We start from the raw sequence: 15502 nt of genomic DNA, 5'->3' as shown, positions 1-15502 counted from the left end.
CATAGGCTCGGCCGGTATGGGGCTCAACGTGGAGATGGTGACCTTCGACTGCCGGGACCCCGCGCGGCTGGCCGGCTGGTGGGCCGAGCAGTTCGGCGGCACGACGCACGACATCCTCGCCGGCGAGTTCACCGCGGTGAGCTTCCCCGAGGGGCTGCGGCTGGGGTTTCAGAAGGTGTCCGATCCCACGCCCGGGAAGAACCGCGTGCACCTCGATCTCGGTGTCGTCGATCTCGACGCCGAGGTGTCGCGGCTGACGGCGGCTGGAGCGAACGAGGTCGGCCGGCACCAGTTCGGTGAGAGCTTTCGCTGGGTGGTGCTGGCCGACCCCGAGGGCAATGTGTTCTGCCTGGTGCGCCCGTAGCTAGAGGCGCTTGGCCAACAACTGCTCGGCCATCTGGGCGCCCTTGCGGCTGTCCGACTGCGCTTTACGGAACAGCTCGGCGACGTCGTTGTCCCCGTCGCGCTCGGCGTCCTGAATGTAGGTTTCCAGCCGCAAGGCGTTGTCGAGACACTTCTCGGTGAACCAAATGAGGTTGTAGTTCTTGTCTTTGGTGCCGGTGACATGTCCGGTTTCGACTGTCATTGTCTCCTCCGTTTTGCGTTCGTCCTCGGACACAGGGCGGCTACCCGCCCACCCTGCGGACAAACCTTCGCCGCGGGCTGGCCCCGGCAGCGGCGCCGGCAGGGCCGGTGCGCCATAGACTGGCGGGCGTGACTGTCTCCCCGACGAGTGCGCCCACCCAGGCGATCGACACCGTCGAGCGCGCCGCGACCACCCCCGACGAGCCGCAGCCATTCGGCGAGTTGGGCCTCAAAGACGACGAATACCAGCGCATCCGCGAAATCCTGGGCCGCCGGCCCACCGACACCGAGCTGGCGATGTACTCGGTGATGTGGAGCGAGCACTGCTCCTACAAGTCGTCCAAGGTGCACCTGCGCTACTTCGGGGAGACCACCACCGACGAGATGCGCGCCGGCATGCTGGCCGGCATCGGCGAGAACGCCGGCGTCGTCGACATCGGCGACGGCTGGGCGGTCACCTTCAAGGTGGAATCGCACAACCACCCCTCCTACGTCGAGCCCTATCAGGGGGCGGCCACCGGCGTCGGCGGCATCGTGCGCGACATCATGGCGATGGGCGCGCGCCCGGTGGCGGTGATGGACCAGCTTCGGTTCGGCGCCGCCGATGCGCCGGACACCCGCCGCGTGCTCGACGGCGTGGTGCGCGGCATCGGCGGCTACGGCAACTCGCTGGGCCTGCCCAACATCGGCGGCGAGACCGTCTTCGACGCCTGCTACGCCGGCAACCCGCTGGTGAACGCCATGTGCGTCGGCGTGTTACGCCAGGAGGACCTGCACCTGGCCTTCGCCTCCGGCGCGGGCAACAAGATCATCCTGTTCGGCGCCCGCACCGGGCTGGACGGCATCGGCGGGGTATCGGTGCTGGCGTCGGACACCTTCGATGCGGAGAACTCGCGCAAGAAGCTGCCCTCGGTTCAGGTGGGCGACCCGTTCATGGAGAAGGTGCTCATCGAGTGCTGCCTGGAGCTCTACGCCGGTGGGCTGGTGGTCGGCATCCAAGACCTGGGCGGTGCCGGATTAGCTTGTGCCACTTCTGAATTGGCGTCCGCCGGGGACGGGGGGATGGAGGTCCGGCTGGAGGCCGTGCCGCTGCGCACCGCCGGCATGACGCCCGCGGAGGTGCTGTGCAGCGAATCCCAGGAGCGGATGTGCGCGGTGGTCACACCGGAAAACGTCGACGCCTTCCTGGCGGTGTGCCGCAAGTGGGACGTGCTGGCCACCGTGATCGGCGAGGTCACCGACGGCGACCGGCTGCGGATCACCTGGCACGGACAGACGGTGGTCGACGTGCCGCCGCGCACCGTCGCCCACGAAGGCCCGGTGTACCAGCGACCGCTCGCCCGCCCCGACACCCAGGACGCCCTGAACGCCGACAGCTCGGCACGCCTGCCCCGCCCGGCCACCGGCGCCGAGCTGCGGGCCACTTTGCTTGCGCTGCTTGGCAGTCCGCACCTGTGCAGCCGCGCGTTCATCACCGAGCAGTACGACCGGTATGTGCGCGGCAACACCGTGCTGGCCGAACACGCCGACGGCGGCGTGCTGCGCGTCGACGAGACCACCGGCCGCGGCATCGCCGTGTCCACCGACGCCTCGGGCCGCTACACCATGCTCGACCCCTACGCCGGTGCGCAGCTCGCGCTCGCGGAGGCGTACCGCAACGTCGCCGTCACCGGCGCCACCCCGGTCGCGGTCACCAACTGCCTCAATTTCGGCTCGCCCGAAGACCCCGCGGTGATGTGGCAATTCGCCCAGGCGGTACGCGGATTGGCGGATGGCTGTGTGGCCCTGGGGATTCCGGTGACCGGCGGCAACGTCAGCTTCTACAACCAAACCGGATCGGCGGCGATCCTGCCCACCCCGGTGGTGGGAGTACTCGGCGTCCTCGACGATGTGAGCCGACGGCTGCCCACCGCCCTGGGCACCGAGCCCGGCGAAACCCTGATGCTGCTCGGCGAGACCCGCGACGAGTTCGACGGCTCGGTGTGGGCACAGGTGACCGCCGACCATCTGGGCGGCCTGCCGCCCAAGGTCGACCTGGCCCGCGAGAAGCTGCTCGCCGAGGTGCTGCGCGCGGCGTCGCGCGACGGCCTGGTGTCCGCGGCGCACGACCTGTCCGAGGGCGGCCTGGCCCAGGCCGTCGTCGAGGCCGCCCTGGCGGGCGAAACCGGTTGTCGCATCGTGCTTCCCGAGGACGCCGACCCGTTCGTGACGTTGTTCTCCGAGTCGGCGGGCCGGGTGCTGGTGGCGGTGCCGCGCACCGAGGAGAGCCGGTTCCGTTCCATGTGCGAAGCGCGGGGACTGCCGGCGGTGCGCATCGGCGTCGTCGACCAGGCCTCCGACGAGGTCGAGGTGCAGGGGCTGTTCACGGTTCCGCTGGCCGAATTGCGGCAGACCTCCGAGTCGGTGCTGCCCCGGCTGTTCGGATGAACACCCGCCGCCAAACCTGATGCGGCCCAGTATTTTTCATCGAACCGCCGCGCTGTCGTTGGCCGGCGCCCTGGTCGGCTGGAGCTTCGCCGGCCCGCGGCTGCCGGCCGGGGCTCGCACGCTGCTGCAGGCCGGGATGGGTGCCGCGCTGGTGGCGCTGACGCGGGCGCCGCTGGGCCTGCACCCGCCGCGGCTGTGGGCCGGGTTGCGGTGCGGGGCGGCGGTCGCCGGCTGTGCGGCGGGTGCGGTCGCCGCGACCACCCTGGTGCCCGCGGTGCGCGAGTCGATGGCCGGGCGCGAGCCGCCGGCCCCGGCGCCGGACTGGCTGCTGCTGCGCATACCGGTGGGCACCGTCTGGTCGGAAGAGGCCGCCTTTCGCGCGGCGCTGACCGCCGCCGGCTCCGCCGCGTTCGGCAGACGCAGCGCAATGTTGTTGCAGGCCATAGCCTTTGGGCTCTCACACATCGCCGACGCCCGTGCCATCGGCGAGCCGGTGGCCGGCACCGTGTTGGTCACTGCCGTCGGGGGCTGGTTCTTCGGCTGGCTCACCGACCGTTGCGGCAGCCTCGCCGCCCCCATGCTGGCGCACCTGGTCGTCAACGAGGCCGGGGCGATCGCGGTGCTCGCGGTGCGGCATCGTTCCGGGCGAAACGCGGCCCCACGAATCTGAGACCCTGGGTCTATGGCGCCCCGCGACAAGCCCGACCCGGCCAAGACCCGGCACGCGGTACTGGCCGTCGCGCAGTGGCTGCGGGACGAGTCCGCTCCCGAGCCCGCCCGCGACGAGGTGGCGTCGGCCGTTCGGCTCACTGCCCGCACCCTGGCCGCGGCGGCGCCCGGCCGCAGCGTGGAGCTGCGCATCCCGCCGTTCGCCGCGGTGCAGTGCATCCCCGGGCCCGCCCACACCCGCGGCACGCCGCCCAACGTGGTGGAAACCGAACCGCGGACCTGGCTGCTGCTGGTCACCGGCAAGCTGGCGTTCGCCGACGCCAGGCGCACCGGTGCGCTGCGCCTTTCCGGCTCCCGCGCCGGTGAGATCGAACACTGCCTGCCCCTGTTCGACGTGGGCTGAACATAACCCTGAAGTGCAGGTTTACCCCGGCGGGCCGGGATTTCGCCGGTCAACACGCCCGGTGGATTCGGCGGCGCGGCCGCGCTGCCCGTAGACTCCGTTACGTCACCAACCGTTCCCCGGGGAGCCGCCCAATCGTGACCGTCGCCGAACCCGAGCAGGACTTCAACGCACCCCGCGAGGAATGCGGTGTATTCGGGGTCTGGGCCCCGGGCGAGGAAGTCGCCAAACTCACCTACTACGGCCTCTACGCGCTGCAGCATCGCGGGCAGGAGGCCGCCGGCATCGCCGTCGCCGACGGATCCCAAGTGCTGGTGTTCAAGGACCTGGGCCTGGTCAGCCAGGTGTTCGACGAGCAGACGCTGGCCGCGATGCAGGGCCACGTCGCCATCGGGCACTGCCGCTACTCCACCACCGGCGACACCACCTGGGAGAACGCCCAGCCGGTGTTCCGCAACACCGCCGCGGGCACCGGGGTTGCCTTGGGGCACAACGGAAATCTGGTCAACACCGCCGAGCTGGCCGCGCGGGCCCGCGACGCCGGGCTGATCGCCAAGCGCGCGCCGGCCCCGGCGACCACCGACTCCGACATCCTGGGCGCGCTGCTGGCGCACGGCGCCGCCGACTCCACGTTGGAGCAGGCCGCGCTGGACCTGCTGCCGACGGTGCGCGGCGCCTTCTGTCTGACCTTCATGGACGAGAACACGCTCTATGCGTGCCGCGATCCGCATGGGGTGCGGCCACTTTCGCTGGGACGGCTGGACCGCGGCTGGGTGGTGGCCTCCGAGACCGCCGCGCTCGACATCGTCGGCGCCTCGTTCGTGCGCGACATCGAACCGGGCGAACTGCTGGCGATCGACGCCGACGGGGTGCGCTCCACCCGGTTCGCCAATCCCACCCCGAAGGGCTGCGTCTTCGAGTACGTCTATTTGGCGAGACCGGACAGCACCATCGCCGGCCGGTCCGTGCACGCCACCCGGGTCGAGATCGGCCGGCGGCTGGCCCGGGAACGCCCCGTCGAGGCCGACCTGGTGATCGGGGTGCCGGAGTCGGGCACCCCCGCCGCCGTCGGCTACGCCCAGGAGTCCGGCATCCCCTACGGGCAGGGGCTGATGAAGAACGCCTACGTGGGGCGCACCTTCATCCAGCCGTCGCAGACCATCCGTCAACTCGGTATCCGGCTCAAGCTCAACCCACTTCGCGAGGTGATCCGCGGCAAACGGCTCATCGTCGTCGACGACTCCATCGTGCGCGGCAACACCCAGCGGGCGCTGCTGCGGATGCTGCGCGAGGCCGGCGCCGTCGAGGTGCACGTGCGCATCGCCTCGCCGCCGGTCAAATGGCCCTGCTTCTACGGCATCGACTTCCCGTCGCCGGCCGAACTGATCGCCAACGCGGTCGAGGACAAACACGAGATGCTCGAGGCGGTGCGGCACGCCATCGGCGCCGACTCGCTGGGCTACATCTCGCTGCGTGGCCTGATCGCAGCCTCCGAGCAGCCGGCGTCGCGGCTGTGCACCGCCTGCTTCGACGGCCAGTACCCGATCGAACTGCCCGGCGAGACGGCGTTGGGCAAGAACGTCATCGAGCACATGCTCGCCAACGCGGCCCGGGGCGCCGGGCTCGACGACCTGGCGGCCGACGAAGTGCCCGTCGTCCACTGAGCGGCTCGTTCGCCGACGTTTGATACCGGCGGTCAGCGCCGACCGGTAGCCTTTATCGCGATGACGGATCCCGGAAAAAGCCCCGGACGCCACTCGGGCAGTCAGGGCATCACCTACGCGTCGGCCGGGGTGGACATTGAAGCCGGCGATCGCGCTGTCGAATTGTTCAAGCCGCTGGCGACCAAGGCCACGCGACCCGAGGTGCGCGGCGGCCTGGGCGGATTCGCCGGCTTGTTCGCGCTACGCGGCGAATACCGCGAGCCGCTGCTGGCGGCCTCCACCGACGGCGTCGGGACCAAGCTGGCGGTCGCCCAGGCGATGGACAAGCACGACACCGTCGGGCTGGACCTGGTGGCGATGGTGGTCGACGACCTGGTGGTGTGCGGTGCCGAGCCGCTGTTCTTGCAGGACTACATCGCGGTGGGCCGCACGGTGCCGGAACGGTTGAGCGCCATCGTCAGTGGCATCGCCGAGGGCTGCGTGCGGGCCGGCTGCGCGCTGCTGGGCGGGGAGACGGCCGAACACCCGGGCCTGATGGAACCCGACCACTACGACATCTCGGCCACCGGCGTCGGCGTGGTCGAGGCCGACGACGTGCTGGGGCCGGATCGGGTCAAACCCGGCGACGTCATCATCGCGATGGGCTCGTCGGGTCTGCACTCCAACGGATACTCGTTGGCCCGCGCGGTGTTGCTCGAGATCGACCGGATGAACCTGGAAGGCTATGTCGAGGAGTTCGGCCGCACGCTGGGCGAAGAGCTGCTCGAACCCACCCGCATCTACGCCAAGGACTGCCTGGCGCTGGCCGCCGAAACCCACGTGCGCACATTCTGCCACGTCACCGGTGGGGGACTGGCCGGCAACCTGGCGCGCGTCATCCCGCATGGGCTGGTCGCCGAGTTGGACCGCGGCACCTGGACCCCTGCGCCGGTGTTCGCCATGATCGCCCAGCGCGGCCGGGTGACCCGCGAGGAGATGGAGAAGACGTTCAACATGGGTGTCGGCATGATCGCCGTCGTCGCCCCCGAGGACACCGACCGGGCCCTGGCCATCCTGACGGCCCGGCACCTGGACTGCTGGGTGCTGGGCACCGTGGGCAAAGGCGGCAAGGCGGGGCCGCGGGCCAAACTCGTGGGCCAACACCCGAGATTTTGAACGAGATTTTGCAATAGCCGCGCCGCGGTAGAACCAACGCGGCGCCGGTGCAGTACGCATCGGCGCCGGATTGTCGCTGTTAGCCTCGCCAGCCGTCCTGGTCGTCCCAGGGTTGGTCGGAGCCGTCGGTGTCCAGGTCGTTGGAGTCGTCCGAACCCGTTCCCGACAGCTCGCGCTGAAGCCGCTGGAAGTCGGTCTGCGGAGAACTGTATTTGAGTTCTCGTGCAACCTTGGTCTGCTTTGCCTTAGCCCGGCCGCGGCCCATGGGGGAACCCCCTCGCGCAATAACGGAGCGGCCTAACGAGTAGGCGGCTCCGATCTCCTGGTGTCGTATTGTCCTGTCGACAGTTTACCGTGCCTCGCCACTGGGCGTCGGCGCCCCCTGCTCGCTGTGGCGGACGTTACCGTTCATTATCCCGCACCGCCCCGCAACCGTTCAACGGCCAACCGCCCGGCGCCGATCTGCTCGGCTGCAGGCAGCGAATCGGGGTCGATCACCGCGGCCACCGCGGCCTGCGGACCGGTTGCCAGCGCGGTGTCGGCGGGCAGCCCGCGCTTGAGCAGCGCCAGGGCGATCGGCCCGAGATCGACGTGGTCGACCACGGTGCCCAGCCGGCCGACCGCGCGCCCGCCGGCCTGCACCGGATCACCCGTCGCGGGCCGATCCACCGAGCCGTCGAGGTGCAGCAGCACCAGCATGCGGGGCGGTCGGCCCAGGTTGTGCACCCGCGCGACGGTCTCCTGCCCGCGGTAACAGCCCTTGTCCAGGTGGACGGCGCCCTGGCCGGGGCCGCCGATCCAACCCACTTCGTGCGGGATCGTGCGCTCGTCGGTGTCCACGCCGAGCCGCGGCCGCCGGGCGGCCACCCGGTGGGCCTCGTACGCCCATACGCCGCCGGGGAGTACTCCGGCCTGCGCCAAGCGATTCCGCCAGTCGGCGGCCTCGGCGCGCGGAACCACGAGGTCCAGTTCCAGCCGGCCGGCGGGGCCGGCCGGCATCCGGCGCAGGAAGCCGCCGCGGGTGGGCACCGCGGCCGCCTCGGCGGGCAGCGCATCCACCCCGAGCGCGTCGAGCACGGCCCGCTCCGCCAGCTTCGGGCCGAGCAGCGAGAGCACCGCCAGATCGGCGGCGGCCGGGGTGACGTCGGACCAGAACACCATCTTGCGCAGGTAGTCCAGCAGCGGCCCGGCCCGCCACGGCTCGGTGTCGAGGTAGGTGGTGCCCGCCAGCTCGGTCTGGATCCAGTGGTCCTCGACCCGGCCCTGGCCGTCGAGGCTCAGGTTCTGGGTGCTGGCCCCCTCGGGCAGGTCGCTGACGTATTGCGTCGAGATGCTGTGCAACCAGGTCTGCCGGTCGGCGCCGGTCAGGGTGAGCACACCGCGGTGTGACCGGTCGATGACCAGCGCCTCGGTCTCGGCCGCGCGCTGCTCGCCCAAGGGGTCGCCGTAATGCCAGACGGCGCCCGCGTCGGGTCCGGTGTCGGGGGCGGGGACTGGGTGGGTCACGAGTCAACTCTACGGACCGCGCGCGGCCCGCCTCGGGTGTGCGGCCGGCTTCACACTCGGCGGGCGACCGCGAGCCGATAGGCTTCACGACCATGGCTGGCCGGACGGGAGTGATCGTCACGCTGGACGGCGAGGTGCATGCGCCGGACGCGCCGCTGCTGCACGCCGACGACCTGGCGGCGGTGCGCGGCGACGGTGTCTTCGAGACGCTGTTGGTGCGCGACGGCCGGGCCTGCCTGATCGAATCGCACCTGCAGCGGCTGACCCAGTCGGCCGCGCTGACCGAGCTGCCGGAGCCGGATCTGCCGCGCTGGCGGAGCGCGATCGAGGCGGCCACCCGGCGGTGGTGTGCGGGCGGCGCCGACGAAGGCGCGATGCGGTTGATCTACAGCCGCGGTCGGGAGGGCGGTTCGGTGCCGACGGCCTACGTCATGGTCACCGCCGTCCCCGACCGCGTCACCGCGGTCCGGCGCGACGGGTTGGCCGCGATCACCCTCGATCGCGGGCTGCCCGCCACCGGTGTCGACGCAATGCCGTGGCTGCTGGCCGGCGCCAAGACGCTGTCGTACGCGATCAACATGGCGGCCCTCCGTCACGCCGCCCGCCACGACGCCGGCGACGTCGTCTTCGTCAGCACCGACGGCTACGTCCTGGAAGGCCCGCGCTCGACCGTGGTGATCGCCACCGACTCCGAGGCGCCCGGCGGCGGCCCGTGCCTGCTGACGCCGCCGCCGTGGTATCCGATCCTGCGCGGCACCACCCAGCAGACGCTGTTCGAGGTGGCCCGGGCCAAGGGCTACGACTGCGACTACCGGGCGCTGCGGGTCGCGGATTTGTTTGCCGCCCAAGGTGTTTGGCTGATCTCCAGCATGACGTTGGCCGCAAGGGTGCACACCCTCGACGGGCGCCCGCTGCCGCGCGCGCCGATGGCGGCCGAGTTCGCCGAGTTGGTCGACGCCGCCATCGTCAGCGATCGCTGAGCGCTGAATTCTGTTGTCGGCTCGCCGATCCGCGGGTACGGTCGGCCGTACACAAGGAAGGAGGTGGTCCGCGAAATTGATAGCTTCATGGACATGTGAGGTGGCTGCGCGCTAGCTGCGCCGGCTTTCGAAGAGCCGGCGTTATTTGTGCGCTGGCGAATTCCCCGTAGTCACCCGGCCCCCGAGCTTCCGGTTTTTGTCCGACCAGGAACACGGCTCGGGGGCCGCTCCATGTTCGGGGCGGACGTGCCTGGCCCAGACAGGCCGGCCGCTACCCGGCAAACCGGGACAGTCGCGCCGACAGATGCGGCACCAGCCCGCCGTCGGCATCCACCCGTTCCTCGACGTAGGCCAGATCTCCGCCTTCGACGATGCCGTAGAGCCGTTTGGCGCCGCCCACCAGCACACCGGATCGGCTGCGGGCCAGCGCATCGGTCACCAGCTCCCACGACGACTGGGTGCGCGGGCGCCCGTAGAACAGTTCGACGTAGCCCGCCGAATGCGCCAGCAGCAGTTCGATCGCCTGGGATTCGCTGGGATCGTCGGGATCGCGGACAAACCGCCAGAAACCGGTCTCGCGCAGGCCGCGCTCCTGGTAGTCACCCGTCTCGTTCAGCCGCCAGGACCTGGCCTCCCAATTCAGGTAGTCGCCGCCGTCGTGGGAGACCACGATCTGCTGCCCGAACCGGTAGTCGCCGTCATGGCCCCGCCCCTCGCCCTCGCCGCGCCACACCCCGACCAGCGGCAGCAGCGCCAGCAGCGCGTCGCTGAGGTTGGCGCCCTCGCGCAGGTTCGCGGTGTCCGCGGGCAGGGGCAGGTCGTCGAAGGACGGGATGTTACGCCCGGCGGTCAGCTTGGCGCGCTCCGCGGCGGCGGCCACCGCCCGGTCGCCGGAGCCCGCCGGCCCCGACGGATCGTCGCCGGCGGGAGTCACGACTCGTCAGTGATGAGCCGGTACAGCGTGTAGAGCGCAAACCAGGAAATCACCACGACCGCCACGACCAGCATGATCTCGAAGAACAACACCACGGGGACAAGTCTATTCGTCCCCCGCTGTCCCGATCGGGTCAGCCGGTGCGTCAGGCGATCTTGACGTCGACCTCGTGGATGCCCGCACCCGACGGGGTGACCACGGCGTTGCCGTTACCGGCCGCCGAGAGTGCGCGCAGCGTCCAGGATCCCGGAGCGGCGAAGAAGCGGAAATCGCCGGTGGCCGACGCCACCACCTCGGCGGTGAACTCGTCGGACGAGTCCAGCAGGCGCACGAACGCGCCGCCCACCGCCTGGCCGTCGCTGTCCACCACGCGGCCGGTGATCACCGTTTCCTTCTCCAGGTCGACGCTGGCGGGCAGCGTCACTCCTTGCTTCGGTGCAGAGCACATATCAGCTTCCCAACTCGATCGGGGCACCCACCAGGGAGCCGTATTCCGTCCAACTGCCGTCGTAGTTCTTCACATTCCGATGCCCGAGCAATTCATAAAGAACGAACCAGGTGTGCGACGACCGCTCGCCGATCCGGCAGTAGGCGATCGTCTCCTTGCCGGTGTCCAGGCCGGCCGCGGCGTACAGCGCGGCCAGTTCCTCGTCGGACTTGAAGGTGCCGTCCTCGTTGGCGGCCTTGCTCCACGGCACGTTGATGGCGCCGGGGATGTGGCCGGGCCGCTGGCTTTGTTCCTGCGGCAGGTGCGCCGGCGCGAGGATCTTGCCGGAGAACTCGTCCGGGGAGCGTACGTCGACCAGGTTCTTGACGTTGATCGCGGCGATCACCTCGTCCCGGAACGCCCGGATGCTGTTGTCCGGTGCGGCCGCGGTGTAGGAGGTCGCCGGCCTGCTGACGGGGTCGCTGGACAGGGTGCGGCCGTCCAGCTCCCACTTCTTGCGGCCGCCGTCGAGCAGCTTGACCTTCTCGTGGCCGTACAGCTTGAAGTACCAGTACGCGTAGGCGGCGAACCAGTTGTTGTTGCCGCCGTAGAGGATCACGGTGTCGTCGTTGGCGATGCCCCGCTCCGAGAGCAGCTTGGAGAACTGCTGCGCGTCGACGAAGTCGCGTTTGACCGGGTCCTGCAGATCGGAGCGCCAGTCCAACTTGATGGCGCCGGGGATGTGCCCGGCGTGATAAGCGCTGGTGTCCTCGTCGACTTCGACGAAGACGACGCCCGGGGTGTCGAGATTGCTCTCGGCCCAGTCGGTGGAGACCAGGACGTCGGAGCGTGCCATGGAGTGGATCCTTTCGATCGCTTTGGTTACGGCGGGTCAGGTGGAGCGCGCCGGGCGCCGGAAGCGGGCCACCAGCGGGTAGAGCTGGCAGCCCAGGCAGATGCCGAAGGCGGCGTTGAGGAACGCGGCGGCCAGGGCGGCGGCGGTGGCGACGAGGCCGAACAGCGAAGCGCCCGCGGCGAATCCGGCGGCGCCGAGCACCGCGAAGATCAGGCCGACGAGTTGGGCGAACTTCAACGGCGGGATGGGCTCGCGCTCCCGCACCGGGCCCAGCCGCGGCGCGACGACGGCGGCGAATACCCGCCCGTAGGGGTGCTTGCGCGGTCCGCCGACCGCGCCGATCGCGAAGACGACGGCCTGGCCGGCCAGGATCACCGCCGCGGCGGGCGGACTGACCGCGGACACGGCCAGGGCCAGCACCAGCACTGCGGTGGTGACCCAAGCGGCGAATCGCGGTCCACGCACGTCGACCAGGTCGGGCTGCGTGGTGGTGTTGCTGCTCGGCAAGGTACTACTCCTCGATGCCCTGTTGCTCACGGAAACGATGATGGGAGAGACGCCACGGTCGGGATCCGGGGCCGCTCCGAGTGCTACGCGAAAGCGCGGCCACTCAGCAGCAACAGCAACAACAACAACCCGCGGTGCGGCGCAGGTCGACTGCGCGGCGCTTGGTGAGCATGGGCTCGAGGCGGGCTAACACGTCGGTCAGCTTACCTAATGACACCGTGGTCAGGCCAACAGCGGTTTCAGGGCGGAGCGCAGGTCGGCGGCGCCGGGCACTCCGGAGCTGCGGTAGCGCTGCCGGCCGTCGGCGTCGAAGATCAGCGTGGTGGGCAGCGACAGCACCGCATAGCGGCGGGCGGTGTCCGGGTGGGCGTCCAGGTCGATCTCGACGTGCGCCACGCCGCCCAGGTCGGCGCAGACCTGGTCGACCACCCGGCGCACCCGATCGCACGGCCCGCACCACGGCGCGCTGAAGTGCACGACGGTCGGTCCGTCGCGGGACAGCCCCAGCGCGGCGACGTCGTCGCCGGTGTCGCGCTGCGGCCCCGCGTCGATTTCCCGGATGCGTCCGGAGCGACGGGTCAACAGCCAGCCGGCCAGGGTTGCCGCGGCAAGCACCGCGAGGATCACGACGAGGGTGGTCATGATTGTTTGAACCCTTCGAGGGTCACGGTTACTCCGTACGTGATGCCCTCGATGATCACGTCGGAGCCGCGGGCCCCCTCGGTAGTGGGCGCGACGCCGAAGGGCAGCCGCTGATTGGGCAGCCTGCCGCTGAAGGCGTGCAGCACCGCGTCGTGCTTGTCGGCGGGCACGCTCTGGTCGGCGGTGTCCGATCCGGTCAGGACACCGGTCGGGGTGAACACCAGGGTCGCGGGGTCGTCGGGGGCGATGGACAGGTCGACCGAAACGCTCACCCGGTGGTCGAAGCCGGCCGATTTGGGGGTGCCGGTGAACACCAGCCCGTGACTGCCGGAGATGCCCGAGGCGGTGATGCCCCCGGTGGCGGTGTTGGTCTCCTTGGGCGGCGCCTCCACCATCAGGTCGCTGATGTTCAGATACCGGCCCAGGTGGGTGGAGTCGATGATGATGCGGCTCTCCAGCTTGCGCACCGCGAGCTTGGCGTCGGGTGCGATCAGCCAGGACGCCTGCGCCAGGTCCACCGAGTACATGGTGGCTTCCAGGGTGGCCTTGCCGGTCATCGCATGGCTGACGGCGGTGGCCTTGATCTCCAGCTGGTTGTAGTTGCCGCGCAGGGCCTGCGGAAGGAACGGAAACGCCACGATCGCCACGAACGGGTCGGTGCCCAGGTCGGCGGCCCTGCGCACGCTGGACGACAGCCGGTATTCGGCATAGATGCTGGTCCCGTAGTCGACGCCGATCGCGCCGAGGGCGACCACAGCCACTAGGATCGCCGTCGCGGCCACACCGATCAGCACCTTGCGCACCCGCATATTGTGGCGTAATCCCCGGGAGACGGTCGCCGGCGGACCGCCGGTGGCAGGGCTCACACCGGCTCATGTGCCACGCGAAAAAACCAGGTGACACGTTATCGTTAGATGACCTGGTCATGATGGCGTTGAGAATTGGGAGATGCCGTTCCCCCGAACTGGAGGGACTAGTTGGAGCTACTACTGCTGACCCCGGAGCTGCATCCCGATCCGGTCCTGCCGTCGTTGTCGCTGCTGGCGCACACCGTGCGAACCGCGCCGCCCGAACCTTCCTCGCTGCTCGAGGCCGGAACGGCCGACGCCGTCATCGTCGACGCGCGCACCGATTTGTCGTCGGCGCGCGGGCTGTGCCGGCTGCTGAGCACGGCCGGCCGGTCGGTTCCGGTGTTGGCGGTGGTCAGCGAGGGCGGGCTGGTGGCCGTCAACTCGGACTGGGGTCTGGACGAGATCCTGCTGCCCACCACCGGGCCCGCCGAGGTCGATGCGCGGCTGCGGCTGGTGGTCGGGCGCCGGGGCGGGCTGGCGGACCAGGAAAGCGCCGGCAAGGTCACCCTGGGCGAGTTGGTGATCGACGAGGGCACCTATACCGCCCGGTTGCGCGGCCGCCCGCTTGACCTCACCTACAAGGAATTCGAGTTGCTCAAATACCTGGCCCAGCACGCCGGCCGGGTGTTCACCCGCGCTCAGCTGCTGCACGAGGTGTGGGGATACGACTTCTTCGGCGGCACCCGCACCGTCGACGTGCACGTGCGCCGGCTGCGGGCCAAGCTGGGGCCCGAGTACGAGGCGCTGATCGGCACCGTGCGCAACGTCGGCTACAAGGCCGTGCGCCCGGCCCGCGGCCGTCCGCCGGTGGCCGAGGCCGACGACGCCGAGTCCGAGTCCGACTCCGCGTCCGAATCCGACGCCGAGGACGTCCACGATCCGCTGGTCGATCCGTTGCACACTCAGTGACCGCGGCTGACTGGCGCCGCACGCTGAATCCGCAGGAGCAGCTCGAGGTGCGCGAACTCGTCGGTGCGGCAACCGAATTCGATGCGGTGGCGCCCGTCGGCGAGCAGGTGCTGCGCGAGCTTGGGCACGACCGCACCGAGCACCTGCTGATTCGCGGATCGGTGTCCGGCGGCGCCGCCGACGCCGTCGTCGGCTACCTCAATCTCACCCCGCCCCGCGACGCGCAGCCCCAGATGGCCGAACTCGTGGTGCACCCGCGGGCCCGTCGGCGCGGCATCGGATCCGCCTTGGCGCGCGCGGCGTTGGCGAAAACCGGTGCGGCCAACCGGTTTTGGGCGCACGGCACGCTCGAGCCGGCCCGGGCGACCGCGGCGACGCTGGGCCTGTCGCCGGTGCGCGAACTGATGCAGATGCGACGCTCGCTGCGCGACCTCCCCGACAGCGTGCCCGCGGTGCCCGGGGTGCGCATCCGCACCTACGCGGGCCCGGCCGACGACGCCGAGCTGCTGCGGGTCAACAACGCCGCGTTCGCCTACCACCCCGAGCAGGGCGGCTGGACCGACGTCGAGCTGGCCGAGCGGCGCGCGGAACCGTGGTTCGACCCGGCGGGCCTGTTCCTCGCGTTCGGCGACGACGACAGCGATCGGCCGGGCCGGCTGCTGGGCTTCCACTGGACCAAGGTGCACCTCGACCAGCCCGGCCTGGGGGAGGTGTACGTCGTCGGCGTCGACCCCTGCGCGCAGGGCCGCGGGCTCGGGCAGGCGCTGACGGCCGTCGGGATCGAATGGCTGGCGCGGCGGCTGGGTGCCGGCGACTCCGCGGCCGACCCCACCGTGATGCTCTACGTGGAGGCGGACAACGTCGCCGCGGTGCGCACCTACCAGCGCTTGGGCTTCACCACCTACAGCGTCGACACCGCATACGCGGTCCCACCGGCGGCCCACTGACCGCGGGTACGAACCCCGGCCGCCCAGATCGTTAATCTGG

19 protein-coding genes are annotated in these 15502 nt (G+C 70.5%); 9 read left to right on the top strand and 10 right to left on the bottom strand.

What is annotated here, in order from left to right; translation table 11 throughout:
- Positions 1–16 precede the first annotated feature (16 nt).
- Complete coding sequence (locus MAA44156_RS17350) at positions 17–364, top strand: VOC family protein (RefSeq protein WP_009974926.1); 348 nt, start codon at positions 17–19, stop codon at positions 362–364.
- Here the strand turns inward: MAA44156_RS17350 and MAA44156_RS17345 are convergent, their stop codons facing one another.
- A complete protein-coding gene (locus MAA44156_RS17345; RefSeq protein ID WP_003875794.1) occupies positions 365–586 on the bottom strand; it encodes a hypothetical protein in 222 nt (73 codons plus the stop codon).
- Between the two features lie 128 nt (positions 587–714).
- Between MAA44156_RS17345 and purL the strand changes: the two genes are divergently transcribed.
- The 5 genes from purL (at position 715) to purM (ending at position 6903) form a co-directional block, all read left to right on the top strand.
- Entirely contained in the window at positions 715–3012 is a 2298-nt protein-coding gene (purL, locus tag MAA44156_RS17340) for a phosphoribosylformylglycinamidine synthase subunit PurL (RefSeq protein WP_009974927.1), read from the top strand.
- A 19-nt stretch (positions 3013–3031) separates the two neighbouring features.
- Entirely contained in the window at positions 3032–3682 is a 651-nt protein-coding gene (locus MAA44156_RS17335; RefSeq protein WP_065370984.1) for an Rv0804 family intramembrane glutamic endopeptidase, read from the top strand.
- Positions 3683–3694: 12 nt separating this feature from the next.
- Positions 3695–4084, top strand: a complete 390-nt coding sequence (locus MAA44156_RS17330) for a sterol carrier family protein (RefSeq protein WP_009974930.1) — start codon at positions 3695–3697, stop codon at positions 4082–4084.
- A gap of 137 nt (positions 4085–4221) precedes the next feature.
- The gene (purF, locus tag MAA44156_RS17325) at positions 4222–5748 is read left to right on the top strand and encodes an amidophosphoribosyltransferase (RefSeq protein ID WP_003875798.1); all 1527 of its coding nucleotides are present in this window, start codon (positions 4222–4224) and stop codon (positions 5746–5748) included.
- 60 nt (positions 5749–5808) lie between these two features.
- The gene (gene purM / locus MAA44156_RS17320; RefSeq protein ID WP_009974931.1) at positions 5809–6903 is read left to right on the top strand and encodes a phosphoribosylformylglycinamidine cyclo-ligase; all 1095 of its coding nucleotides are present in this window, start codon (positions 5809–5811) and stop codon (positions 6901–6903) included.
- Positions 6904–6982: 79 nt separating this feature from the next.
- Here purM and MAA44156_RS17315 read toward each other — a convergent pair whose 3' ends face one another.
- Positions 6983–7168, bottom strand: coding sequence for a DUF3073 domain-containing protein (locus tag MAA44156_RS17315; protein ID WP_003875800.1), 186 nt, complete (start codon positions 7166–7168; stop codon positions 6983–6985).
- Between the two features lie 146 nt (positions 7169–7314).
- Positions 7315–8409, bottom strand: coding sequence for a CAF17-like 4Fe-4S cluster assembly/insertion protein YgfZ (ygfZ, locus tag MAA44156_RS17310; RefSeq protein WP_009974932.1), 1095 nt, complete (start codon positions 8407–8409; stop codon positions 7315–7317).
- Between the two features lie 110 nt (positions 8410–8519).
- Here ygfZ and MAA44156_RS17305 point away from each other — a divergent pair, with 110 nt between their 5' ends.
- On the top strand, positions 8520–9389 hold the full coding sequence (locus MAA44156_RS17305; RefSeq protein ID WP_009974933.1) for an aminodeoxychorismate lyase: 870 nt from the start codon (positions 8520–8522) through the stop codon (positions 9387–9389).
- Between the two features lie 271 nt (positions 9390–9660).
- On the opposite strand, the gene MAA44156_RS17300 is transcribed toward MAA44156_RS17305, so the two are convergent.
- From MAA44156_RS17300 to lmeA, 7 genes are all read right to left on the bottom strand, one after another.
- Positions 9661–10323 (bottom strand): heme-binding beta-barrel domain-containing protein, encoded by a 663-nt coding sequence (locus tag MAA44156_RS17300; RefSeq protein WP_009974934.1) that lies wholly within the window; start codon positions 10321–10323, stop codon positions 9661–9663.
- A gap of 145 nt (positions 10324–10468) precedes the next feature.
- Positions 10469–10771 carry a DUF1416 domain-containing protein gene (locus tag MAA44156_RS17295; protein ID WP_003877205.1) on the bottom strand — a complete coding sequence of 101 codons (303 nt, stop codon included), beginning with the start codon at positions 10769–10771 and terminating at the stop codon, positions 10469–10471.
- A 1-nt stretch (position 10772) separates the two neighbouring features.
- Positions 10773–11606 (bottom strand): sulfurtransferase, encoded by an 834-nt coding sequence (locus tag MAA44156_RS17290; protein WP_003875806.1) that lies wholly within the window; start codon positions 11604–11606, stop codon positions 10773–10775.
- A 36-nt stretch (positions 11607–11642) separates the two neighbouring features.
- On the bottom strand, positions 11643–12113 hold the full coding sequence (locus tag MAA44156_RS17285) for a DUF4395 domain-containing protein (protein WP_009974935.1): 471 nt from the start codon (positions 12111–12113) through the stop codon (positions 11643–11645).
- Between the two features lie 103 nt (positions 12114–12216).
- Positions 12217–12306 (bottom strand): Ms5788A family Cys-rich leader peptide, encoded by a 90-nt coding sequence (locus MAA44156_RS23805; RefSeq protein WP_354000754.1) that lies wholly within the window; start codon positions 12304–12306, stop codon positions 12217–12219.
- 29 nt (positions 12307–12335) lie between these two features.
- Positions 12336–12755 (bottom strand): thioredoxin family protein, encoded by a 420-nt coding sequence (locus MAA44156_RS17280; protein WP_009974936.1) that lies wholly within the window; start codon positions 12753–12755, stop codon positions 12336–12338.
- Complete coding sequence (gene lmeA, locus MAA44156_RS17275; protein ID WP_009974937.1) at positions 12752–13564, bottom strand: mannan chain length control protein LmeA; 813 nt, start codon at positions 13562–13564, stop codon at positions 12752–12754. Before lmeA ends, MAA44156_RS17280 begins: the two co-directional genes overlap by 4 nt.
- 168 nt (positions 13565–13732) lie before the next feature.
- Between lmeA and MAA44156_RS17270 the strand changes: the two genes are divergently transcribed.
- Both MAA44156_RS17270 and mshD read left to right on the top strand, forming a co-directional pair.
- Positions 13733–14515: a winged helix-turn-helix transcriptional regulator gene (locus tag MAA44156_RS17270; RefSeq protein ID WP_003875810.1), complete on the top strand. Its 783-nt coding sequence runs from the start codon at positions 13733–13735 to the stop codon at positions 14513–14515.
- Positions 14512–15462: a mycothiol synthase gene (mshD, locus tag MAA44156_RS17265; protein ID WP_009974938.1), complete on the top strand. Its 951-nt coding sequence runs from the start codon at positions 14512–14514 to the stop codon at positions 15460–15462. The genes MAA44156_RS17270 and mshD overlap by 4 nt, the downstream gene beginning before the upstream one ends.
- Positions 15463–15502 lie beyond the last annotated feature (40 nt).

The organism is Mycobacterium avium subsp. avium, from assembly GCF_009741445.1.
Lineage (GTDB): Bacteria > Actinomycetota > Actinomycetes > Mycobacteriales > Mycobacteriaceae > Mycobacterium > Mycobacterium avium.
This window is presented reverse-complemented; position numbering and strand designations above follow the sequence as displayed.

Coding starts and splice junctions, on each gene's coding strand:
- MAA44156_RS17350 (WP_009974926.1), top strand. CDS start 17: ATGGGGCTCAACGTGGAGATGGTGACCTTCGACTGCCGGGACCCCGCG.
- MAA44156_RS17345 (WP_003875794.1), bottom strand. CDS start 586: ATGACAGTCGAAACCGGACATGTCACCGGCACCAAAGACAAGAACTAC.
- MAA44156_RS17335 (WP_065370984.1), top strand. CDS start 3,032: ATGCGGCCCAGTATTTTTCATCGAACCGCCGCGCTGTCGTTGGCCGGC.
- MAA44156_RS17330 (WP_009974930.1), top strand. CDS start 3,695: ATGGCGCCCCGCGACAAGCCCGACCCGGCCAAGACCCGGCACGCGGTA.
- purM (WP_009974931.1), top strand. CDS start 5,809: ATGACGGATCCCGGAAAAAGCCCCGGACGCCACTCGGGCAGTCAGGGC.
- MAA44156_RS17315 (WP_003875800.1), bottom strand. CDS start 7,168: ATGGGCCGCGGCCGGGCTAAGGCAAAGCAGACCAAGGTTGCACGAGAA.
- MAA44156_RS17295 (WP_003877205.1), bottom strand. CDS start 10,771: ATGTGCTCTGCACCGAAGCAAGGAGTGACGCTGCCCGCCAGCGTCGAC.
- MAA44156_RS17290 (WP_003875806.1), bottom strand. CDS start 11,606: ATGGCACGCTCCGACGTCCTGGTCTCCACCGACTGGGCCGAGAGCAAT.
- MAA44156_RS17280 (WP_009974936.1), bottom strand. CDS start 12,755: ATGACCACCCTCGTCGTGATCCTCGCGGTGCTTGCCGCGGCAACCCTG.
- lmeA (WP_009974937.1), bottom strand. CDS start 13,564: ATGCGGGTGCGCAAGGTGCTGATCGGTGTGGCCGCGACGGCGATCCTA.